Here is a 22,661-nt window from a genome sequence, read left to right as displayed (position 1 = left end):
AGCGCCGGCGTGCACCGGCACAAGGCACGGCAGGGTGCGGGGCGCGCAGCGTTCGGCGGCTCGGGGCGGGTGGTCAGTCGGCCGACCAGGCTCCGCCGAGGCGGCTGAGCCGGGCCGCCGCGGTGATGGTGGCGTGAATGTAGCGCTGGGGGGCTTCGGGCATGACGTGCATGGGCTTGAGCATCAGCACCGCCCCCCAGATCGCACCGTCCCAGATCACGGGGGCGGCGATCGAGTTCCACTTCGCCATGCACTCCTCGCGTCCCAGGGCGTAACCCTGGTCCCGGATGTCGGCGAGCGAGGCGAGCAGCTCGTCGGCGTCCCGGATGACGCCGGGACCCGCTTCCTGCGGGACCGGGTCGGCGGCGACACGCTCCTGGATCTGGGCGGGGAGGTAGGCGAGGATCGTGCGGCCCGAGGCACCAGTGCGCAGCGACCGTGTGACGGACAGGACGTCGCGCGGTGTCATGCCGAGCTCGACGAGGTCGGAGTCCCCCACCGCCATGTCCAGGCACTGCCTGCCGGCTATGCCGAACGGGGCCCTCATGTACAGGAAGACCAGACCGCTGTCGGTCGCCTCCCGCAGTCCCCGCAGGACGTGGGTGGCCTCGTCACCGGAGAGTTTGTCCTCGGCGAGCGCGTGGAGCCCCAGGTCGGCGACCGTGCTGCCGAGCTGGTAGAGACCTCGGTCGACCCGGACGAAGGTGCTGTTGTAGGTGCCGGCGGTCAGCATGCGGCCGGCGGTGGAGTCATCGAGGCCGGCGGCCTTGGCGATCGCGGACAGCCGGTGGGGACCGGGGCCGAGAGTGATGAACGCCTGCTGCACCCGCATGAAACGGTCGGCGTACCCGGTCCCGCTGCCGCGCTGCCCACTCATCAGCCGTGCCCCCTTCGTCCCGCCCGCGCGCCCCTCGTCGGACACGCGGCCGTACCGGTGTTGGCGTCACCGGTAGGTTCTGGGAACCCAGGTTATTGGGTGACCGTGTCGAGGCTGAACTTGCCCATGCCGATCCTGTTGTTGAGCATGCTGTGCGCCTTGGCCGCGTCGGCCAACGGGAAGGTACCGCCGCTGACGATCTTGAGCGCTCCGTTGCCGACGGCGTCGAAGAGCTGCCGCATGGACGCCTGCAGCGGGAGCGTCCGGTCGGTGTACAGGTGGGGCAGCCAGAACCCGGCCGCGGTGATGGACTTCTGGAGCAGCGTGTGCACCGGCACGTCGGCCAGCTCTCCCCCGGCGAAGCCGTACACGGCGAGTCGCCCGCGCGGAGCCAGCACGGCGAGGGTCTGGTGCAGCGTCCTGCCCCCGGTCATCTCCAGCGCCGCGTGCACCGGCCCTCCGGCCGCGTCCAGGATCCGCTCCGCCAGCCCGTCCTCGTCGGAGGAGTCGACTGCTGCCGCCGCCCCGAGTTCCAGGGCCAGCCGGCGCTTCTCGGCCGTGCCGGCCAGAGCCACGACGCGGGCGCCCGCCCGGTGCGCCAGCTGAACGGCCAGGGAGCCCACGCCGCCGGCCGCGGCGGGAATGACGACCGTCTCCCCCATGGCGATCCGGGCGACCGTGAAGAGCAGGTGGTAGGCGCTGTTCCCCTGCAGAGCCAGGGGCACCGCCTGTTCGTCGGTGATGTCGTGCGGGATCTCCCAGTGCAGCCTGCGGTGCACGGCGACCTTCTCCGCGTAGCCGCCGCCCTGCGTCAGCGCCACGACACGCCTTCCGTCCGGGGTGGTGCCGACGACCTCGTTGCCGGGGGTGCAGGGCAGTTCGACCGGTGCGAGGTAGGTATTTCCGCGAACGTGGACATCTGCGTAATTAACGCCCGCGAGCCTCACATCAAGCAGGGTTTGTCCACGCGCGGGCTCGGGGTCGGAGACCTCTTCCAGCCGCAGGACCTCAGGGCCGCCGAATTCCCTCATCACAATGGCGCGCACGGTACTCCCTATCGACACGGGCCGGATGCGTACGCCCACAGGCTAGGGCATCCACGGACCGGCTCCGACCCGGGAACCTTGCCATATACATTTTTCTCACGAGCCGAGAAAGAGATACTCGTTTCTCGCCTCGCGAGAATGTTTAAAATCGAACTTCTCGCGAGATGAGAAAGGGAATTCTCAAGTTGCGTTCAACCTTTCGAAGGAGTCATAGTGATGCCGCCCTCCTTTCTGCCGGGCGTTCCGACGGGGGATTCGACGGAACAGCCGGCAACACGGGGGAGGAGGGCACTCATCCACCCGGGCCGGGGGTCAACCGGTCAGGTGCCGCTGCAACCAGTCGGCGGCGGCACGGCGGAACAGGCGACGGTTGTCGGCACGGAGGAACTCGTGCCCCTCCTCGCGCAGCGTGAGCAGTTCGGCGGTCACCCCACGCTCGCGTGCCGCCCGGACGAACTGCTCCGACTCCCCCGGCGGCACGTTGGTGTCGTGCTCCCCGTGCACGGCGAGCACCGGCGCGCGCAGCGCGTCGATGCGGCTCATCGGGGACAGGGCGTGCAGCAGTTCACGGTCGACGACCGGGTGACCGTACTTGTTGGCCGCCGACTGGGCGATCCAGGGTTCGGTGCCCTCGAAGAACGTCGCGAAGTCCGACATGCCGCACACCGCCACCCCCGTGCGGAACAGGTCCGGGTGCCAGACCAGCGAGGCGAACGTGAGATAGCCGCCGTACGAGCGTCCCATGACGGCCAGCCGGGAGGGATCGGCGGGGCCCGCGAGCACCGCGTGGGCGGCGCAGTCCGCCACGTCGTCGAGCGCGGCGAACCGGCCCCTGCCCAGGTCCGCGTCGACGAACGACCGGCCGTACCCGGACGATCCGCGTACGTCGGGGGCGAAGACGTCCAGCCCTCGGCCCAGGATCTCGTGGTACAGCGGGGAGAGGACCGGGCGCTCCTGGTCCTCGGGGCCGCCGTGCAGATGGACGACGCAGGGCGCCGGTTCGCCCGGGCCTCGCCCCGGGGCACGGTAGTACCAGCCGTTCAGCGGCAGCCCGTCGCGCGCGGTGGGGCGGAGCGGGACCGGGCGCACCGGCGGCCGGCCCGGGGGGACGGCGTCCTCGTCCCGTGACGACCACGGCGTGCGCACCGAGGCCACGCCGTCGGGCAGCCACCAGATGCCGGGACGGCGCCGGGATCCCGACAGGGCCAGCAGCAGCCGGGGGCCGGCGTCCACGATGCGGGTGACCACTTCGTGGGGCAGGGGCACGGGCCGGGGCGGACCGGTGGCCGCCCCGGCCGTACCGGACGGGTCCGTGTCGAGGATCTCCAGTTCGGTCATGCCCCTAACGTTCCAGGCCAGTACGGCGGCGCCGCCGTCGTGGGCGCACCGCAGCAGCTCCAGGTCGCAGTCCTCACGTGATGCCCCGGCCGACCAGGCGCGCGGGTTGCCTTCCGGGTCGAGTTCGGCGGCGAGCAGGACGGCGAACTCCCGGTGGGCGTTGCTGCGCAGCCACAGGGTGTCGGCGCGGGGTGAGAAGCTGCCGATCCACGGGTCGCCGTCGGCCACCGGCACCACACAGGTCGTCACGTGGTCGGTGGTGCGCAGCACCACCGCCTCGCGCCGCCCGCGGGGTCCTCGGCGCAGCAGCGCGAGCGCGCCGTCACGGCTGAGATCGCACACCCGCAGCGTCGCCGCGTCCTGTTCGGCGGCGAGCAGGACGGGGGCGGCCACACCGTCGGGGTCGATGAGGTAGGCCGACAGTCCGTCGCCGAAGTCGGCTGCGGGGGCGGTCCCGCTGTCGGCCGGGGCGCCGATCGCCATCGTCTCGGCGGTGACCGGGGGTGACGGCGTTCCGGGTCCGCGGTCCCTGTGGGGTGGCGCACCGAGGAGTTCCGCATCGCCCATCCGGCTCTGCCAATGGTCCGGCAGGCGGCCAGGTGCCGGACCGGGGCCGGCCTGCTCGGGCTCGGCCAGGGCCTCGAGGACGGATACGGCGGTGGGGACCGCGACGGTGACCGCGATCGCCGAGCCGTCGTGCGCCCAGCAGCCCAGGTGGGCGGAGCTGCCCGGTTCGGATCCGGCCAGGATGTGCCGGTCGGTGCCGTCGGGGCGTACGCACAGCACGTGGGTGAGCTCACCGCCGCCGGGGGCCGTGGTGTAGGCGATCCAGCGGCCGTCGGGCGACCAGGCGACCTCCTGGACGGGGTCCGGTCCGTCGTCGAGCAGACGCACCGCGTCGCCGTCGACGGGACCCACCCAGAGCTGGGGTACACCACCCCGGTCGCAGATGAAGGCGACCTGCGTTCCGGCCGGGTCGGCCGAGGGGTACCAGCAGCCGTGCGCGATGAGCCGCGTCGTCGGGTCGCGCGGCCCCGAGGCGTTGGGCAGGGGGATGCGGGCGGGCGCGGCGACGGCTTGGCCACGCACGTCCGGGGCCGTTTGAGGCGGCTCGACGGTCCGCGCCGGGTGCACGGCGGGAAGCCGCCCGACAGCGGTCCCGTCCGTGTCGAGCGCGCGTTCCCTGAGGGGTTCCCCGGTCAGATTCCGTGCGTCTGCAGCCATATCTCCAGCAAAGCCACTTGCCACAGCGCGTTCGCTCCGCGCTTGGTGCGGTGTCGGTCGGGGGCCGCCAGGAGTTTGGCGACGTAGGAGTCCTGGAAGAGCCCGCGCCGCTTCGCCTCCGGCGCGTCGAGTGCCTCGCGCACCCTTTCCAGGACGGGTCCGGCCATGTGGGTGATCGCCGGGACCGGGAAGTAGCCCTTGGGGCGGTCGACCACCTCGTGGGGCAGCAGTTTGCGGCCGGCCTCCTTCAGGACGCCCTTGCCGCCGTCGGCCAGCTTCAGCTCCGGCGGGCAGGCGGCCGCCAGCTCCACCAGTTCGTGGTCCAGGAACGGCACGCGGGCCTCCAGGCCCCAGTCCATGGTCATGTTGTCGACCCGCTTGACGGGATCGTCCACCAGCATGACATGCGTGTCGAGCCGCAGGGCGGCGTCGAGCGCGGTCTCGGCCCCCGGCACCGCCATGTGCTCCCGGACGAACCGGCCGGAGACGTCGTCCGGCGGCAGCATGTGCGGTTGCAGCATCGTCGCGAGGTCGGCGTGCGGCCGGTCGAAGTACGTCTCGGCGTACCTCTGCGGCTCCTCCTCGCGGGCCACGGCGGCCAGTTGGGGATACCAGTGGTAGCCGGCGAAGACCTCGTCGGCGCCCTGCCCGCTCTGGACGACCTTCACGTGCCTGGCCACCTGCTCGGACAGCAGATGGAAGGCGATCACGTCGTGGCTCATCATCGGCTCGCTCATCGCCGCGACCGCCGCGTCCAGGGCCGTCGACACCCGCCGCGAGGGCACCACCAGCTGATGGTGATCGGTGGCGAACTCGCGGGCGATCAGGTCGGAGTACCGGAACTCGTCCCCCTCGTCACCGCCTTCCGACTCGAAGCCCACGCTGAACGTCGCCAGGTCCCGCTGCCCCTCGTCGGCCAGCAGTGCCACGATCAGGCTGGAATCCAGCCCTCCGGAGAGCAGGACCCCGACCGGCACGTCGGCCACCATCCGCCGGCGCACGGCGGTGCGCAGGGTGTCCAGCACCACGTCCCGCCACTCGGTGGGGCCCATACCCGCGTGCTCGGGGCGGCGCGTGTACGACGGCTGCCAGTAGCGGTGCTCCGCGTAGGTGCCGTCCGGCTCGACGATCCGTACCGTGGCGGGGGCGAGTTTGCGCACCCCGGCCAGGAGGGTGCGGGGCGCGGCGACGGTCGCGTGCCAGCTGAGGTACTGGTGCACGGCGGCCGGGTCCAGCGAGGTGTCGACGTCCCCGCCCGCGAGCAGGGCGGGCAGCGTCGAGGCGAAGCGCAGCCGTCCGGGTGTCTGTGCGAGGTACAGGGGCTTGATGCCGAGCCGGTCGCGTCCCAGGATCAGACGGCCGGTGCGGTGCTCGACCAGGGCGAAGACGAACATGCCGTAGAACCGGTCGACGCAGGCGGTGCCCCACTGCTGGTACGCCTTGAGGACGACCTCGGTGTCGGAGGTGGACCGGAACCGGTGGCCGAGGGCCCTGAGTTCCGCGCGCAGCTCCGCGTAGTTGTAGATGCACCCGTTGAAGACGCCGGTGAGCTCCTGCCGGTCGTCGGTCATCGGCTGAGCCCCGCGCTCGGAGAGGTCGATGATCTTCAGTCTGCGGTGCCCCAGAGCCACGGCGTCCCGCGACCAGATGCCGTGGCCGTCGGGACCGCGGGCGGCGAGCCGGTCACTCATACGTTCGACGGCCGCAAGGTCGGGCCGTGTGCCGTCGAAGCGCATCTCTCCGCTCAGGCCGCACATCCACTTCCACCTCCCCGCTGCACGTACGGGTCACGCGGGCCGCGCAGCGAGGAGGTGCGCGCGGGCCGGCCCGGCGGTATGCGGTCGGGACTCGTCGGACTCGTTGACACGGTGCCGATGCTCCTTGGCGTCGAGAGCGGGTTACGGGGTGGGTCGGCGGCGCACTGGACTCCTTGTGCACACGTCAGCGGCGGGCGATTCTCGCCGGGCGGGCCCCGGAGGCCTCCCCGGTGGGCCGCCCCGGGGACGCGACCTGGCCGGTGGGCGCGGCGACGGGCCGGCGACGCGGGTGGTCCTCGCCCCTGGTTTCCGCGATCGCCAGATCCGTGCAGGCCAGCAGGTCCTCCGCCGCGGCCGTACGGCGCAGGCGGTGGGCGGCGCTGCCGGCCACGAGCGCCCTCTCGGCGAGGTCCCGGACCGTGGGCCAGTCTCCGGCGGCCGCGAGCGCCGGGCGCACTCGGCCCAGCAGGCTGCGGACGACCTGGGCCGCGGGGGCCTCGTGCGCGCTCGCGGGGTCGATCAGGGTTCCTTCCAGGCCCGACCTCGCGGCGCGCCAGGCGGCGGCACGCAGCCACTCGTGCCGGCCCGCGCAGGCCGGGGTGCCCGTCGCCTCCAGCCGCTCCCGGGCTTCGGTCACCAGGGCGCGGAAGAGCCCGGCGATCAGCACGACCGTTTCCGCGCGCGGGCAGGCGTCGCAGATGCGCAGTTCGAGGGTGCGCTGGTGGGCGGAGGGCCGGATGTCGTAGTAGATCATCCCCGCGTCGCTGATGACGCCGGAGTCGACGAGGCACTGCACCGCCGCGTCGTACGCGGCGGCGTCCGCGAAGCATCCCGGCGGTCCCGCGGTGGGCCAGCGCTGCCACACCATGGTCCGCCAGCTGGCATAGCCGGTGTCGGCGCCCAGCCAGAAGGGCGAACTGGCGGACAGGGCCAGCAGCACGTGGAGCCACGGCGCCACCTCGCACATGACGCGCACCGCGATGTCCCGGTCGGGGACGTCGACGTGGACGTGGGTTCCGCAGATCAGTTGTTCGTCGGCGACCATGCGGTACTCGTCGACCATGCGGCGGTAGCGGCGCCCGGCGGTCGGGCGCATGTCCGCCGTGCGGGCCAGCGGCACCGTTCCGGTGGCCACCACGGCCAGGCCGTGAGCGGTCGCTGCGGCATCGAGCCGGCGCCTGGTTCGGAGGACATCGCCGTACAGGTCGTCCAGGGACGCGTGCACACCGCTGTTCGATTCCACCGTCGCCTGCTGCAACTCGGTCGTGAAGGTAGGCCCGGGCAGCGTTGCGAGCACGGTGTCGGCTCGGGGCACGAGCAGACCCGTCTCCACCTCGACGATGTGGAACTCCTCTTCCACTCCGATGCGAACGGTCACGACACTCCTCAGGTGACGGCGGGCGCCTTACTGCCTCGCCCGGGACCGACCCGTCCCACCGGACCACCGGCGGTGGGCTGTGCACCTCCGACTTCCCACCCAGCCCATGACTAAGCAACGGGTGCTCTATAGAGATGTTCGCATCACAGATGAGCAGCAGCCACACGGAGCACCGCCACCCCGGAGAAACCGCGCCCACCGCGCGGCGGGCGTCAGCCCGGCAGCCCCAGTTCTTCCAGGGAAGCACCGGTCGCCCAGCGCTGCAGCCGACGGCCGTCCAAAAGGTGGACATCTCCCTGGCGGGAGGCCCACAGCAGGTCGGTGCGGCTGAAGCTGCCGGGGTGGACGATCAGCTGGATCGGGCGGCCGGTGCCCGGCCGGTCCGTCTCGACGAGGGTCGCCTGCCAGTCCTGACCTGTTTCGGCCGTCGCCGCGGAGCGGAACGAGACGTCGAGCTGGCGCCCCCGGCCGTCCCGGGCATGCAGGCGCCGCCTCCCTTGCTGCAGGGTCAGGTCGACCACGCGCCAGCCGTCGCGCTGCAGGATGCGCGCGGCCGCCTGGGCCAGCCCCTGCTCATCGAGCAGGGCGAGCTCCGCCGGAAGGTAGCGGCCGCCGCGCCGGCGGACGACCGCCCGGCGCACCCGCAGGGCCACCACGGCGCTCGCGGCCAGCGGGAGGGCGCCGAGCACCAGGCCGACGGCACCGAACGTGCGGTGCAGCCAGGTGAGCAGGCACACGGGCACGAGCACGGCCAGCCCGATGCCCGCGAACGCGGGGAGGACATCGCGGAGTTCGGGGCCGTACGCGCCCCGCGCCCGCAGTTCGGAGACCGCCTGCTCGCGCCGTGCCCGGCGCGAACCGGGAACCGGCCGGCGCTGCCCTCGTATCGGCAGCTTCGGTTGCCGTTCCCTCGTCACCGGAGTCCACTCCCCACGCTCTCGTCCGTCTCCCTTGGTAGAGATATCCGGTGAACGCCTCCTCGCGCCAGTGAGACACAGCCGGGGACACGAAGTTACCGCCGGCCCGCGGCGCGCGTGGTCACAGGCTCGTGAGGAGGCCGTCGAGCGGGGCGGGGACGCGGTCGGGGTCGAGAGCCTCGACAAGGACGCGGCCGTAGTGGACCTTGCGCCCCTTCTTCGTGCCGAGGAAGCGCCGCAACTGCTGCTGTGAGGTGCGGCCTTGCTGTGCGGGCTGGCGCAGGAAGGTCTGCAGGGAGCGCACATCGCCCTCCGCCCGGACCAGTTCCCGCACCCGGTTCACGCCCAGCGCGCGGATGAGCTCGTCCTCCAGATCCGCCGCGCAGACGAAGAACTCCCGCGGTACCGCACCGGCCCGCTCCAGACCGCGGGCGTAGTAGCCACGCTCCCGCTCGTCGCACAGTCCCGTGAGCCGGAGGCCCAGCCCGGGTGGCCCGAGGAGGTGGGCGTAGCGTCCGACGCTCATCGCACCGCCCATCGCCAGGACGCAGACACCTTCGGCCGCCAGGTTCCGGCCGCGGCTCGCGGCCAGCGCGTCGACGGCTGCGACGTCACTCGGTCCTTCGAGCAGGACGGCCGCGCGGACGGGCAGCCGCGCGGCCAGCTCGCGCGCGAGGTCGCCAGGGCCGCCGGCCGCCCACGCGGTGACCGCCTCCCGGAACGACCCCATGTCCGCCATGGGACAAGTCTCCGCCCCTGCCGGCCCCCGCGCGAGGGAGTTTCGGAGCGGGGTCGCGGCAGCGCGGCAGGACGGTGTGTCAGTGGCCGGTCGCATACTGACGCCCATGCGGATAACGGAGCACACCCTCAAGCGGGCCTGGCAGCGGATGGCGGCGGGTTCCGACCTGCTCGACGACGCCATGCTCCCACCCACCGGCACTTCTCCCGACCAGTGCGCACGGCGCGCAGGCGATCCCGACGGCCTCTTCCTCGTCCTGGACGAAGACGGCACCGTGCGCGGCCACCACGGCCCCTACCGGGAGGTCTTCGCCACCCAGGACCTCGACCAGGTGCTGTACTTCGCTGCCGAGGCGGCGGTCCGCGAGCTCGCGGAACACATCGTCGCCCGCTCACCGGGCCGGGGCCCGGCGACCAACCTCGTCAGCGGGCAGGCGGGGATGCTGGACCGGATCAACCCCGCCTGGGGCGAGAGATTCCGTGCCGGAGGAGTGGACGGTGCGGCTCCGGCACGGCCGTGTGAAGGGGACCCGCTGGAACGCCTCGCCTGGATCGCCCGTTCCTGGCACGAGCAGGACCCCTACACCACCCTCGCCTTCTTCCGCGGCGAGGACATCAGCGCCGAGGAGATCGCCCTGCTCCACGGGGCCGACCCCGGGCAGACCGCGGCCGGGATGCGTCTGTCGGACCTGCGCGGCATGGACGGCGACGGCCGCGACAGCTGGGAACTCGCCTGGCAGACCGTCTGCTTCGGACAGTCCGGCGACTGGGTGTTCCTGATGTACCACGAGACGCCACCCGGCACCCGGGCCGACAGTGCGGCGCTCGCGCGGCTGGGGGTCACCGAGACCGTGGAGCTGAGCGCCTGCGCGGCGAAGGCCATCTACACCTTCGACTACACCCGTGACGGCCGCCGCGTCGACGACGACTGGGGTGTGCTGGAACTGATCTGGTACGACCGGGGGCGCGCCCCGTACTACCGGGGCGGCCAACTCGACTTCCTCAACCGGGCCGTGCGCCGCGCCGAACTCGACCACCCGGAGCTGACCGACGAGTTCGAACTGTACTTCCACGCCCTGGAGACCTCCCTCGGTCTGCGACTGCCCCAGCGGGCGATCGAGGAAGGGTCGGTCCACGCCGCACGGTGGGCACGCCCGGACCAGGCGGGCATCGGCGGCTAGGAAGCCTCCGCCAGGACGTCGGCCACCACGCAGCTGACGTTGTCCGGGCCGCCCGAGTCGTTGGCGAGGGCGACGAGTTCACGCACCGCCTGCTCGGGCTCCGTGGGCGCGGCGAGCACCCGGTGGATCCGCTCGGCCGGCACGACGGTGGACAGACCGTCGGAGCACAGCAGGTACCGGTCGCCCAGCCGGACGTCGTGCAGCCGCAGGTCCGGGGTGCCGTCGGCCCCCCGGCCCAGCGCTCGTACCAGCAGCGATCGCTCGGGGTGGGTGACGGCCTCCGCCGGGCTGATGCGTCCCTCGTCGACCATCGCCTGGACCAGGGTGTGGTCGTGGGTGATCTGGAACAGCCCGCCGTCCCGCAGCAGGTAGACCCGGGAGTCGCCGATGTGGACGAGGGCCAGCTGGGATCCGGTCCAGAGCAGCGCGGTGAGGGTGGTGCCGGCCGTCTCCGGGTCGGCACCGGTCCCGGCGACGCCGTGGACGGCCTGCTCGGCCTGTTCGACGGCGTCTTCGAGGAGGTTGAGCAGACTGCCCGCCGGAATGCCGTCGGTTTCCAGGGGCTTGAGCGCGTCGACGGCGGCGGCGCTCGCGCGGGCTCCGTGACTGCCGCAGCCGTCGGCGACGGCGAGCAGGCGGGCGCCGGCGTAGGCGGTGTCCTGATTGCTCTCGCGGACGAGTCCCCTGTCGGACAGGGCGGCGTAACGGATTCCCAGGGGCTGGGCGGTCGGTGCCATGGCGGGGTCCTTCCAGGACAGGTGGCCGATGAGGAAGGTGGCCAGGTCCCGCCGTGCGGCGGTGTCGGCCTCCACGCGGGCCCAGAACGCGCGGATCTCCTGGGCCGCGGGGCCCGCCTCCAGCGTGCACACGTGCTGGATGCGGGCCAGGGGCATCCCCAGGCGCCTGAGCCAGGCGACCAGTCGAGCCTGGTCCAGTTGTTCCGGTGCGTACAGGCGGTACCCGGTCACCGGGTCGACGCGAGCCGGCGGCAGCAGGCCGAGGTCGCCGTAGAGACGCAGTGCCTTCGGCGACAGCCGGGACGCCTTCGCGAACGCCCCGATGGTCAGCAACTCCATGCTCGCTCCTCCCCGTGTCGGGCGCATCGCCCGACCCCGGTGATGCTGCGGCCTCCCCCAAGGTGAAGGTCAAGCGCGGCGGCACACCCCGGTGGTCGGTGCTCGGTGCGCGGTGCCGGCCGCTCGTCGGGGTCGGTGCCGCGCTCGGTCGTCAGGACCCCGTGACGAAACGCCGGGCGACGGCCAGGGCCGCGGCCATGATGCTCAGTTGTGGGTTCACCTCCGGGCAGCTCGGCAGTACGGAGCCGTCGGCGATCAGTACGCCGTGCACGCCCCGCAGGCGCCCCTCCGGGTCCGCCGGCGACCGCTCGGGGTCGGTGCCGGCCGCCGCCGTGCCCGTGGGGTGGAACGCGGACACGTGGAGGCGGCGCGCACTCACCGTGTCGAGCAGTGCCTCCAGTTGGGCCGGGGTGCGGGCGCGCGGAGCGTGCGGGACGCCCGTGAGCACCTCCTCCGCTCCCGCGGCGAACAGCACCCGCCCCATGGCCCGCTGGGCACGCAGCAGCCGCCCGGCGTCGCGCTCCGCCAGGTCGTAGCGCAGCAGTATGCGGTCGCTCCCCAGGACGCGGCCCGAGGGCCGGTCGGCGATCATGGCGCCGAGGGTGGCCAGTCGCTCCGTCCGTTCGATCTCGCGTCGCAGTTCCCGGCCGACGCCCGGCAGGACGAAGGAACTCATGCCGGGCGGCGCCGCGGTGGCCTCGATGAGGATGCCCTCGGCGCGCAGGTGCTCCACTCCGACGCTCTGCAGGACGCCCTGCCCGCCGGAGACGGGCCGGCTGAAGCGGCCCGCGACGCTGATGGCGGGGTGGACGCTCAGGTTGCGGCCGAGCCGCGGGTGTCCCCCCAGACCGGAGCGGCGCAGCAGCGGCGGCGTGTGCAGGGCCCCCGCGGCGACGACGACCAACGGGCTGAGGATCTCCAGTTCACTGCCGTCCGGGCGGCGGGCCAGCACTCCGGCGGCCCGTGGCCCGCCCGGCCCGTCGCGGTCGGTGAGGGCCCGCCGTACGCGGGCGCCGGTCACGATGCGGGCGCCCGCCGCGCAGGCCTCGGGCAGCACGGACAGCTGGACGCTCTGCTTGGCGCCGGTGGGGCAGCCCACGACGCACTGGCACGAGCCCCGGCAGCCGGGGGCGTTGCGCCGCAGGGGCGCGGCGGCCCAGCCCAGCTGCTCGGCGCCGGCGAGTGCGAGCAGCCCGTTGTCGCCCAGGACGTCCAGCGGCTGGCGTGCCACCCGCAGAGCGCGTTCGACCTCGTCGAGCGGGGAGCCGAAGCCCTCGGCGGCCGCGAATCCGTAGTGGCTCAGCCAGCGGGCGACGACGTGGTCCGGAGTGCGGTAGCACGTGCCGGAGTTGACGACGGTCGTACCGCCGACCGCGCGGCCCACCGGCAGGACCAGCGGGGGGTTGCCGACGGCGATCGTCGCGCCGCCGTCCCGGTACAGGTCGATGAAGCGGTCCAGCGGAGGCCGCCGCGCGAACGAGGCGGTGGTGTGGCGCTCCCCCTCCTCGACCACGACGACGCTCAGACCGGCCGCGGCGAGCGTCCGGGCGGCCATCGCCCCACCAGCGCCCGAGCCGACGACGACCGCGTCGGCGGTGGACCGCGTGGGCCAGTGCGCTGAGGGCGTGCAGTCGAGGGGCGGGTCCTTCGGGGCGGACAGCGGGGGTGCGGCGTCGTGGTGCAGGGTCCGCTCGGTGCCGGCGGCCAGCAGCACCGGCACCTTGACCGCGTCCAGCAGCGGCAGCAGGGCCCGGCGGGAGGCGAGCGACGCCATGACCTGCTGCCGCCCCGCCGGACCGAGCGCGGACAGTCGCCTGCCGGTACGGGCGACGGCGTAGGCGTCGACGGCCGCGGCGGCGCCGCGTACGGCGAGCCGTGCCGGGGCGGGCAGGGCGTCGAGCAGGGCCGCGACACGCGGGGGCACGGCCCGGGTCCACTCGGCCGTGCCGTCGTCGGCGAGGACGGCTGCGACGAATCCGTCCAGGGCGGGGGAAGCCGGGGCTCTCATCGCTCGCCGACCTCCGCATGGGCGGTGCCCGTCAGCCGCCACCGGGCCTGCGTCCGCCAGCCACCCCGCCAGCGTTCCAGGTGCACTTCCGCGTCCGCCCGCTCGCTGTTGCGGCACACCGCGGCGGAGCCGTCCGGATCGGTGTAGTCCAGTGCCAGTGTCCGCTCGGGCGGCTGAGTCACCGTCACCCGGATCCGCCTGAGGCCGGCTCGGCCCCGGACCCGCCACCGGGGCAGCCCGATGTCCGCCCGGAACCGGCCCATGCCCGCCCAGCCCACGGCGGACCGCTCCGCTCTCCGCGGCCAGGTGCGACCGTGGTGGCGCAGGCGCAGGAAGACCAGCGGGGGCAGCCCGTCCAGGCCTCGCCGCGTCGAGACCGCGGCGACGATCTCCAGGACGTCACCGCCGCCCAGGTCGGCGTGGAGCCAGGCCCAGCGGCGGGCGTTGCCGTGGCCGTAGATGCGGGCGCTCGCGCCGGGCGCGTCGGTGAGCCGTAGCTCGCCGGTGCCGTGGCGTACGGTCCCGGTGTAGTGGGCGCGGGCCGCGGGCAGCAGGTGTGCGGCCGGCAGCCACGCATGCCTCCAGGACCAGCGCGGAAAGGTGTACAGCGGCGGTCCCTGCGGCACCTCCGAGAGGGCCCAGCTGAACGGGCCCGCCGAGCCGGTGAGGCGGCCGGGCACGGCACGGGCGTCCTCGGTGCGAAAGCCGTGGGACCGCGCCGTCCAGGGGGTGGGTCCGAAACGGGCGTGCCGCACCGGGCCGTCCTGGGGGAACAGGGCGGCCCAGCCGTGCGCGTAGGCGGGTGAGCCGTCGCTGGGCGCGACGACCTCGTGGTGCAGCCAGACGCCGGTGCCGGTCGCCGGATCGGTCAGCGTGGTGTACCAGACCTCCGTCCGGCCCGGCGTGCCGTCCCAACGCGGCGTGGGATCGGGGTCGTCGGCGGGCACGGCCGTCCGGGGGAACCGGAAGCCGGCGAGGAAGGGCAGCAGGCCGGTGGCGAGGGGGAAGCGCAGGGTGCCCGCACCGGCGCACGCACCGTCCTCGTACAGGGTGTACGGCAGTACGGTCATCGACGCCAGCGGACGCCTGAACGACACCGACTTCCAGCCGTCCAGCAGCAGGCGCCGGCCGTCCAGGTCAAAGCCGGCCCGGTAGCGGATCCTGCGGCGGGCCAGCGGTGAGATCTCCAACTCGCCCTCGATACCGGGGTCGTCGGCCCGTCCCGCTATCCGGATCCGTCCCGTCAGCCGTGCCCGCGTCGTCCGGTGGGGCAGCAGCACCCGGTCGGCGCGGGCCACGAGGTCGAGCCGCACGGGGCGGTCGGTCTCCTCGCCGACGAGGCGTACGCGGCCCAGCATGGATTCCCGGAACACCGTTCCGCGCGGGCTCACCGGGCTGTCTCCCCACGTCCCGCGGACCGGGCCAGGCCTTCGAGCATGATGCGTTCGCTCGCCGAGAGGTAGGCACCGGCGGCGGTGCGTGCCGCTTCCGGGTCGCCGGCCGCCACGGCTTCGACCACGGGGGCCAGGCGGTCGTGCGCGGTGCGGGCGTCCTCGAAGGGCCCCACCAGGGCGGCGCGCACCGGCAGGTACGCGTTGAACAACGTGTTGGTCAGCAGGACGTAGACGCGGTTGCCCGTGGCCCGGGCCAGCGCCCGGTGCACCTCGGCGTCCGCCAGCTGTGCCGGGTCGCCGCCGTCCGCCGCCGCGACGGCCCCCAGCAGCCGGCGCAGTTCGGCGATCTGGTCCGCCGTGGCCCGGGCCGCGGCCCGTTCCGCGATCAACGCGCCGATGCTGCGGCGCACTTCGAAGATCTCGCCGATCCAGTCGGGGCTGTGGCGCACGAGCATCGGCAGCAGGTCCGCTCCGCCCAGGCGCAGGAAGTCCCGTACACGCGTGCCCACTCCGTGCCGTGTCTCGAGCAGGCCGGCGTGCGCCAGCCGGCCGAAGGCGTGCTTGAGCGTGGTGCGGGTGACCCCGAACCCGTCGGCGAGTTCACGTTCGGGCGGCAGATAGCTCCCGGCCGGATGGCGCCCGGCGAGGATGTCCTCGCGCAGTCTCCTTTCCAGCACGTCGACGATCGTCTCGCGTGGCAGTGCTTCCACCCCGGCCCTCCAACGACAGTGGTTCAGTGGCTGAGCCACTCAACCAATGAAGGCGCCGGCAGTCAATGCCCTTCAGGGAACGGGCTGTTGGAGCGATCCGCGAGGAGGGGCGTGGCCGGCTGCGAGCGGGCCTGCCCGGCGCCCTGGCGGCGGCGGTGGTCAGGCCGGCCTGACGCGAGACGACACGGCACACCCGCGCCCCAGGCCGTCGGTGTGCGTCACGGCGTCATCGCCGCCCCGCGTACGGCGAACGGGGGCGGGCTCGCCGCACGCCCGGGCCGGTGCCGCCGCTCGAAGATCACCGGGCGTACGCTCGTGCGCATGGTTGAGCATCGCATGGTCGACGTGAACGGCGTCCGGCTGCACATCGCCGAGCAGGGCGACGGCCCGCTGGTGGTGCTGCTGCACGGCTTCCCCGAGTCATGGCACTCCTGGCACCACCAGTTCGGCCCCCTGGCCGAGGCCGGCTTCCGCGTGGTCGCCCCCGACCAGCGGGGATACGGACGCAGCGACCATCCCGACGAGGTCGACGCGTACACCATCTTCCATCTGGTCGGCGACGTCGTCGGCCTGGTCCGGGCGCTGGGCGAGGAGAAGGCGTTCGTCGTCGGGCACGACTGGGGCGCGCCGGTCGCCTGGCACACGGCGCTGCTGCGACCGGACATGGTGCTCGGGGTGGCCGGTCTGAGCGTGCCGCCTCCCTTCCGGGGGACCCAGCCTCCGCTCGCCACCATGGACAAGCGGTTCGGCGGCCGCTTCTACTGGAACTACTTCAACCGCCCCGGCGTGGCCGACGCCGAGTTCGGCAGGGACGTCCGCACCACGCTGCGGAAGTTCTTCTACTCGGCCTCCGGCTCCGCCCCGCGCACCGGCGGGGTGGAACAGCCGCTGGTGAGTCCGGGGCAGGGCTGGCTCGACACGATGACGGACCCCGAGGTGCTGCCGGAGTGGTTCACCGAGGACGATCTCGACGCGCTCACCGAGAGCTTCTCCGGCGGCTTCACCGGTGCTCTCAACTGGTACCGCAACCTGGACCGCAACTGGGAACTGACCGCACCCTGGCACGGCGCCGTCGTCTCCCGGCCCGCCCTGTACATCTACGGCGACCGCGACCTCGTCCCGGCCTTCCCCGGCACACCCGAGCTGATCGAAAAGCTCCCCGACCTGATGCCCAGCCTGTGGCGCAAGCCGCTCGAACTGGCGGGCTGCGGCCACTGGACCCAGCAGGAACGCCCGCAGGAGGTGAACGCGGCCCTCATCGACTTCCTCAGGGCCCATTCCTGAGCGCTTGAGAGGTCGGCCGCCGAGCACCGGATCCACGGCTTCGGGATCAAAGACACCTACCGCTCATGGACGTCGACGGGCGGGCTGCTGCAGGATGACGCAGAGACAGCTGATCGGCATCACCGCGTCACTGAACAGCCCCGTCCTTCGAAAGGAAACCCGGGTGGCCTCTGGAAGGGAGCGGCCCGTTGTCCTCCTCCTCCGCCTTCCGTACCGTTCCGGCCCGCGCCGATGTGGTGATCATCGGTGGCGGTGTCATGGGTGTGAGCACCGCGTTCCACCTCGCCGAGGCCGGTGTGCGGAACATCGTCGTCGTCGAGCGCGGCGATCTCGGCCGCGGTAGTTCCGGCAAGCCCATCGGCGGCGTCCGCGCCCAGTTCTCCGATCCGCTCAACATCGAGCTGGGCAGCCGCAGCCTGCGGGCCTTCCGGGACTTTGCCCGGCGGCCCGGCGCGGGCATCGGGCTGGATCCCGTCGGTTACCTGTTCCTGTTGGACGGCGCCCAGCAGGCGAGCACCTTCGAGGCCGCCGTCGAGCTCCAGAACAGCCTCGGCGTGCCGAGCCGCATGATCAGTCCCGGCGACGCCCAGCGCCTGTGTCCCTACCTCAGCACCGACGGCCTGGTGGCCGCCGCGTACTCCCCCGCCGACGGGCACGCCCGGCCCGGACGGGTCGTCCAGGGGTACGCGCGGGCCGCGGCCCGGGCCGGTGTCACCTTCGCCACCCACACCGCCGTCGTGGGCATCGACAGGGCCGGGAGCCGTGTCACCGCCGTGCACACCGGCCACGGCCGTATCACCTGCCCCACCGTCGTCTGCACGGCCGGGGCCTGGTCGGCGCGGATCGGTGCCATGGCCGGCGTCGACCTGCCGGTGCGGCCCGTGCGGCGGCAGGTCGCGTTCACCGAGCCGCTCACGCCGCCCGCTCCACGTGTCCCGTTCACCATCGACTTCTCCTCCACCGCCTACTTCCACAACAGCGACGACGGTCTGCTGTTCGGGCTGGCCGACCCGGGCCAGCGGGAGGGCTTCGACACCACGTGGACGCCGGAGTGGCTGGAGCTGTTCCGCGCCGTCGCCCGCCACCGCGCCCCGGCGCTGGCCGGCATGCGGACGGCCGGGGGGTGGGCGGGTCTGTACGAGGTCACGCCGGACCACAACGCGCTCATCGGCCGCTCCGGCGAAGTGCCCGGCTTCCTGTACGCAACCGGGTTTTCCGGACACGGCTTCCTCCAGGCACCCGCGGTCGGTGAGGTGGTACGGGACCTGTACCTGGAGCGCGAGCCGTTCACCGACATCTCCCCGCTCAGCGCCGACCGGTTCCGGCACGGCGCCGGCGTCCGTCCCGAAGCCCACGTGGTGTGAACCCCGTCCGGGAGGCCGAACCATGTCGACGATCAGTCAGTGGCGCCTGCGGACCGCCTTCGCTGCCCGGCTGTCGCGGATGTACGGGCAGGAGGTCCCCGCCTACGGCACGCTCGTGGACGTCTCGCGCGAGGTCAACGAGGACGTGCTGCGCGCGCGGGGAGCCGACGCCGAGCGCCTGGGGTCCATCAGCCGGGTGAGCGCCGAGCGGCACGGCGCCGTCCGCGTCGGCACTCCGCGCGAACTGCAGCAGGTCGCCCGCGTCTTCGCCGCCCTCGGCATGCACCCGGTCGGGTTCTACGACCTCAGGGAGGCCGCGGCCAGCGCCGTTCCCGTGGTCTCCACCGCGTTCCGCCCGGTCGACGGCGAGGAACTGGCACGCAACCCCTTCCGGGTGTTCACCTCCATGCTCACCCCCGGCGACCCCCGCTTCTTCGGCCCGGACCTGCGCCGGCGCCTCGAAGCCTTCCTCGCCGCCCGCGAACTGTTTCCTCCGGAGCTGCTCGCGCTGGCCGACCGTGCCGCCGCCGAGCGGGAACTGCCCCGGCAGGAGGCCGAGCGGTTCCTGCGGCTCGCCGTGCAGGCCTTCGAGCTGTCCCCCGAGCCGGTCGACAAGGCCTGGTACGAGACCCTGGAGCGGATCTCCGCCGTCGCCGCGGACATCGGCGGCGTCCGCAGCACGCACATCAACCACCTCACCCCGCGCGTCCTCGACATCGACGAGCTGTACCGGCGCATGACCGAGCGCGGCATCGAGATGATCGACACCATCCAGGGCCCGCCGGCCTGGAAGGGCCCCGACGTCCTGCTGCGGCAGACCTCCTTCCGGGCGCTGGCGGAACCCCGCGCCCTGCGCACCCCGGACGGCAGCGTCGTCAGCGGTGCCCTGCGGGTCCGCTTCGGCGAGGTGGAAGCCCGCGGCATCGCCCTGACCCGACAGGGACGCGCGCTCTACGACGACCTCCTCGGCCGCGTCGACGAGCAGGTGGCCCGGAACCCCTCGCAACCCCGCGCCGACCTCGCACGCGCGCTGTGGGAACGGCACATGCCCGGCAGCGAGCAGGAACTCGCCGCCGGGAAGCTGGCGTACTTCACCTACCGTCCCCGCCCCGGCCGGCCGCGCGACGGCAGCCCGCCGCCCACCACCACCGGCGAACTGGTGCGGCAGGGCTGGGTCACCGCCGAACCCCTCGTCTACGAGGACTTCCTGCCCCGCTCCGCCGCCGGCATCTTCCGGTCCAACCTCGGCGGCGAGGGCACCCGCGACAACGACCAGCCGGGCACCGCCTACGACGCCGCCCGGCTCTCCGGCGCCATCGACCGCGACGTCCTGGACCCCTACGCGCTCTACGAACAGCAGCAGAACCGCTCCCTCGCCCACGTCGCCCGCGAACTCGGCCTCCCCCACCCGCCCGGCTGACGCCTCTCACCTCCGAGGACCACCATGACCAGCAGCGCACTGCCCAGCACGGACGACCTGCGCGCCCGCGCCCGTGCCGCCCTGAAGAACATCGGCGTCGACGTGCCCGAGGGCAACGACCTGCACGCCCGTACGCCCGTCACCGGCGAGCACCTCTTCGGGCTGACGGCCGCCACCGGCGCCGACACCGATGAGGCCGTCACCGCCGCCCGTACGGCCTTCCTCACGTGGCGCACCACACCCGCGCCACGCCGCGGCGAACTGGTGCGCCGCCTGGGCGAGTTGCTGCGCGCGCACAAGAGCGACCTGGCCGACCTGGTCACCATCGAGGCGGGCAAGATCCGTTCCGAGGCGCTCGGCGAGATCCAGGAGATGATCGACATCTGCGACTTCGCCGTAGGCCTGTCCCGCCAGCTGTACGGCCGTACGATCGCCTCCGAACGCCCCGGCCACCGGCTGGCCGAGACCTGGCACCCCCTGGGCGTGGTGGGCGTCATCTCCGCCTTCAACTTCCCCGCCGCCGTGTGGTCCTGGAACACCGCGATCGCCCTCGTCTGCGGCGACACCGTGCTCTGGAAGCCCTCGGAACTCACCCCGCTGACCTCCCTGGCCTGCGACCACCTGCTCGCCCGCGCCACCGACGAGGCCGGCGCGCCCCGGGACGTGCACCGCCTCCTGCTCGGTGACCGCGCCGTCGGTGAGAGGCTCGTCGACGACCCCCGCGTCGCCCTCGTCAGCGCAACCGGCTCCACCCGCATGGGCCGCGAGGTGGGCCCCCGCGTGGCCGCCCGCTTCGGCCGCAGTCTGCTGGAACTCGGCGGCAACAACGCCGCGATCGTCGCCCCTTCCGCCGACCTGGACCTCGCCGTCCCGGCGATCGTCTTCGCCGCGGCCGGCACCGCTGGCCAGCGCTGCACGACGCTGCGGCGCCTCATCGTGCACCGCGACATCGCCGGCACCGTCGTCGATCGGCTCACCGCCGCCTACGCCAAGCTCCCCATCGGCGACCCGTTCGACGACACCACGCTGGTCGGCCCGCTCATCTCCACCGGGGCGCTCGACGCCATGCAGCACACCCTCTCCCGCGTGCGGGCCCAGGGCGGCCGGGTCCTGGCCGGCGGAGGCCGGCGCCTGGCCGAGGCCGCGCCCGCGGCGGCCTACACCGAGCCGGTCCTCGTCCGGGTCGGGGAACAGACCGACGTCGTACGGGAGGAGACGTTCGCGCCGATCCTGTACGTCCTCACCTACGACACCCTTGAGGAGGCGATCGCCCTGCACAACGACGTCCCCCAGGGGCTGTCGTCCAGCATCTTCACCCGCGACCAGCAGGAGGCCGAGATCTTCCTGTCGGCGGCCGGCTCCGACTGCGGCATCGCGAACGTCAACATCGGTACCTCCGGCGCCGAGATCGGCGGTGCCTTCGGCGGCGAGAAGGACACCGGGGGCGGCCGGGAGTCCGGCTCCGACGCCTGGAAGGCCTACATGCGCTCGGCCACCAACACCGTCAACTACTCCAGCGCCCTCACCCTCGCCCAGGGCGTCAGCTTCACCGCACGATGACCTCGTGGATCAAGACAACCCGATCATCGTCGCCTTCCCGGACCTGCGGTTCCTTGCCCTGACCGTGGTCACCGGCATGACCGACGAGGATCTGGCCGACCACGCCCGCGCGGCGACACCGTCCGCCGCGACGGCCGCCGGCGCCTCTCACGCCGTCGTCGGGCGCGGCGTCACACGCACCGCGGACCCGGCGGCCGCGTTCCGGCTCGTCCGCGCCGGCCTCCGGCCGTGAGCGAGGGCTGCGTGACGCGGCGCGGGTGACCGTCCGGCGCATCCGCCACCCTGCCGTTCCTCAGCGCGGCGCGGCGAAGACCGGCGGGTTCAGGCGGGCGAATCCCTCCTGGCGCTCGTAGGGGAAGTACGGGTACGGCGCCGGCCGATGGCTCGCCGCATCGAGTTTCGCCAGCTGCTCGGGGGTGAGGCTCCAGCCGACGGCACCGAGGTTCTGGCGCAGCTGCCGCTCATCGCGGGCGCCGATGATGACCGAGGACACGGTGGGCCGTTGGAGCAGCCAGTTGAGGGCGATCTGCGGCACGGCCCTGCCCGTCTCCTCCGCGACCTCCTCCAGCGCGTCCACCACCCGGTAGAGGTGTTCGTCGCTGACGGGCGGGCCGTAGTCGGCGGTGCGGTGCAGTCGGCTGTCGTCGGGCAGCGGGGCGCCGCGGCGGATCCTGCCGGTGAGGCGGCCCCAGCCGAGCGGGCTCCAGACGATCGCGCCGAGGCCCTGGTCCAGGGCGAGCGGCATGAGTTCCCACTCGTAGTCGCGGCCGATGAGGGAGTAGTACACCTGGTGGGCCACATAGCGCGGGTGACCGTGCTTCTCCGCCGCCGCGAGGGACTTCATCACCTGCCAGCCGGAGAAGTTGGACACGCCGACGTAGCGCACCTTTCCGGCCTGGACGAGCGTGTCGAGGGTGGCCAGCACCTCTTCCACCGGCGTCCCGGCGTCGAAGGCGTGCAGCTGGAACAGGTCGAGACGGTCGGTGCCCAGCCGGCGCAGGGCGTCCTCGCAGGCGGTGATCAGCCGGGAGCGGGAGGACCCGGCGTCGCCCGGTCCGTCCCCCAGCGGCAGGCTGGTCTTGGTGGAGACGATCACCTGGTCCCTGCGGCCCTTGATCGCTTCCCCCAGCACTTCCTCGGAGGCGCCGGACGAGTAGACGTCAGCGGTGTCGAACATCGTGATGCCGGCATCCAGGCAGATGTCCACGAGGCGGCGCGCCTCCCGGGCGTCGGTCGTGCCCCAGGCGCTGAAGAGCGGGCCCCGACCGCCGAAGGTGCCGGCTCCGAAGCTCAGTGCGGGAACCATGAGTCCGGACGCGCCCAGTCGCCTGTATTCCATGTCAGACCCCTTCCGAAGTAGGCAGCTAACGGGTCTATAGTTCCGTTAGC

18 protein-coding genes are annotated in these 22,661 nt (G+C 73.1%); 6 read left to right on the top strand and 12 right to left on the bottom strand.

Annotated features, from left to right (window positions below; all coding sequences use genetic code 11):
- Positions 1-73: 73 nt before the first annotated feature.
- From IO33_RS0107300 to IO33_RS0107270, 7 genes are all read right to left on the bottom strand, one after another.
- Positions 74-877 carry an IclR family transcriptional regulator domain-containing protein gene (locus IO33_RS0107300; RefSeq protein ID WP_037685014.1) on the bottom strand — a complete coding sequence of 268 codons (804 nt, stop codon included), beginning with the start codon at positions 875-877 and terminating at the stop codon, positions 74-76.
- A 92-nt stretch (positions 878-969) separates the two neighbouring features.
- Entirely contained in the window at positions 970-1,923 is a 954-nt protein-coding gene (locus tag IO33_RS0107295; RefSeq protein WP_031161558.1) for a quinone oxidoreductase family protein, read from the bottom strand.
- 312 nt (positions 1,924-2,235) lie between these two features.
- Positions 2,236-4,485 (bottom strand): prolyl oligopeptidase family serine peptidase, encoded by a 2,250-nt coding sequence (locus IO33_RS0107290; RefSeq protein WP_031161556.1) that lies wholly within the window; start codon positions 4,483-4,485, stop codon positions 2,236-2,238.
- Positions 4,461-6,242: an N-acetylglutaminylglutamine amidotransferase gene (locus IO33_RS0107285; RefSeq protein WP_031161554.1), complete on the bottom strand. Its 1,782-nt coding sequence runs from the start codon at positions 6,240-6,242 to the stop codon at positions 4,461-4,463. The genes IO33_RS0107290 and IO33_RS0107285 overlap by 25 nt, the downstream gene beginning before the upstream one ends.
- Before the next feature lie 184 nt (positions 6,243-6,426).
- On the bottom strand, positions 6,427-7,620 hold the full coding sequence (locus IO33_RS0107280) for a carboxylate-amine ligase (protein ID WP_051926497.1): 1,194 nt from the start codon (positions 7,618-7,620) through the stop codon (positions 6,427-6,429).
- 212 nt (positions 7,621-7,832) lie between these two features.
- Positions 7,833-8,537 (bottom strand): hypothetical protein, encoded by a 705-nt coding sequence (locus tag IO33_RS0107275; protein WP_031161550.1) that lies wholly within the window; start codon positions 8,535-8,537, stop codon positions 7,833-7,835.
- A gap of 121 nt (positions 8,538-8,658) precedes the next feature.
- Complete coding sequence (locus IO33_RS0107270) at positions 8,659-9,276, bottom strand: TOPRIM nucleotidyl transferase/hydrolase domain-containing protein (protein ID WP_031161548.1); 618 nt, start codon at positions 9,274-9,276, stop codon at positions 8,659-8,661.
- A gap of 106 nt (positions 9,277-9,382) precedes the next feature.
- Between IO33_RS0107270 and IO33_RS0107265 the strand changes: the two genes are divergently transcribed.
- On the top strand, positions 9,383-10,456 hold the full coding sequence (locus tag IO33_RS0107265; protein ID WP_031161545.1) for a hypothetical protein: 1,074 nt from the start codon (positions 9,383-9,385) through the stop codon (positions 10,454-10,456).
- Here IO33_RS0107265 and IO33_RS0107260 read toward each other — a convergent pair.
- The 4 genes from IO33_RS0107260 to IO33_RS0107245 all read right to left on the bottom strand — a co-directional run bounded on the left by IO33_RS0107260 (position 10,453) and on the right by IO33_RS0107245 (position 15,644).
- Positions 10,453-11,532 carry a MerR family transcriptional regulator gene (locus tag IO33_RS0107260; RefSeq protein ID WP_031161543.1) on the bottom strand — a complete coding sequence of 360 codons (1,080 nt, stop codon included), beginning with the start codon at positions 11,530-11,532 and terminating at the stop codon, positions 10,453-10,455. The two genes, IO33_RS0107265 and IO33_RS0107260, sit on opposite strands and share 4 nt — an antisense overlap.
- A 151-nt stretch (positions 11,533-11,683) precedes the next feature.
- On the bottom strand, positions 11,684-13,540 hold the full coding sequence (locus IO33_RS0107255; RefSeq protein ID WP_031161540.1) for a GMC family oxidoreductase: 1,857 nt from the start codon (positions 13,538-13,540) through the stop codon (positions 11,684-11,686).
- Positions 13,537-14,931, bottom strand: a complete 1,395-nt coding sequence (locus IO33_RS43935; protein WP_107069251.1) for a hypothetical protein — start codon at positions 14,929-14,931, stop codon at positions 13,537-13,539. Before IO33_RS43935 ends, IO33_RS0107255 begins: the two co-directional genes overlap by 4 nt.
- Positions 14,928-15,644 (bottom strand): FadR/GntR family transcriptional regulator, encoded by a 717-nt coding sequence (locus tag IO33_RS0107245; RefSeq protein WP_031161536.1) that lies wholly within the window; start codon positions 15,642-15,644, stop codon positions 14,928-14,930. Before IO33_RS0107245 ends, IO33_RS43935 begins: the two co-directional genes overlap by 4 nt.
- A gap of 336 nt (positions 15,645-15,980) precedes the next feature.
- Between IO33_RS0107245 and IO33_RS0107240 the strand changes: the two genes are divergently transcribed.
- The 5 genes from IO33_RS0107240 (at position 15,981) to IO33_RS0107220 (ending at position 21,504) form a co-directional block, all read left to right on the top strand.
- Positions 15,981-16,928, top strand: coding sequence for an alpha/beta fold hydrolase (locus tag IO33_RS0107240; RefSeq protein WP_031161534.1), 948 nt, complete (start codon positions 15,981-15,983; stop codon positions 16,926-16,928).
- Positions 16,929-17,116: 188 nt separating this feature from the next.
- Entirely contained in the window at positions 17,117-18,292 is a 1,176-nt protein-coding gene (locus IO33_RS0107235) for an NAD(P)/FAD-dependent oxidoreductase (RefSeq protein ID WP_031161531.1), read from the top strand.
- 22 nt (positions 18,293-18,314) lie between these two features.
- Positions 18,315-19,712, top strand: coding sequence for a 2-oxoadipate dioxygenase/decarboxylase (gene hglS, locus IO33_RS0107230; RefSeq protein WP_031161528.1), 1,398 nt, complete (start codon positions 18,315-18,317; stop codon positions 19,710-19,712).
- Positions 19,713-19,736: 24 nt separating this feature from the next.
- The gene (amaB, locus tag IO33_RS0107225) at positions 19,737-21,272 is read left to right on the top strand and encodes an L-piperidine-6-carboxylate dehydrogenase (protein ID WP_031161526.1); all 1,536 of its coding nucleotides are present in this window, start codon (positions 19,737-19,739) and stop codon (positions 21,270-21,272) included.
- Positions 21,273-21,276: 4 nt separating this feature from the next.
- Positions 21,277-21,504: an orotidine 5'-phosphate decarboxylase / HUMPS family protein gene (locus IO33_RS0107220; RefSeq protein WP_031161523.1), complete on the top strand. Its 228-nt coding sequence runs from the start codon at positions 21,277-21,279 to the stop codon at positions 21,502-21,504.
- A gap of 60 nt (positions 21,505-21,564) precedes the next feature.
- Here IO33_RS0107220 and IO33_RS0107215 read toward each other — a convergent pair whose 3' ends face one another.
- Positions 21,565-22,611 (bottom strand): aldo/keto reductase, encoded by a 1,047-nt coding sequence (locus IO33_RS0107215; protein ID WP_031161521.1) that lies wholly within the window; start codon positions 22,609-22,611, stop codon positions 21,565-21,567.
- Positions 22,612-22,661: the final 50 nt, after the last annotated feature.

It is taken from the genome of Streptomyces durhamensis, assembly GCF_000725475.1.
GTDB classification, from domain to species: Bacteria; Actinomycetota; Actinomycetes; order Streptomycetales; family Streptomycetaceae; genus Streptomyces; species Streptomyces filipinensis.
The sequence above is the reverse complement of the archived record's forward strand: the minus strand, read 5'-3'. Positions and strand labels throughout refer to the sequence as shown.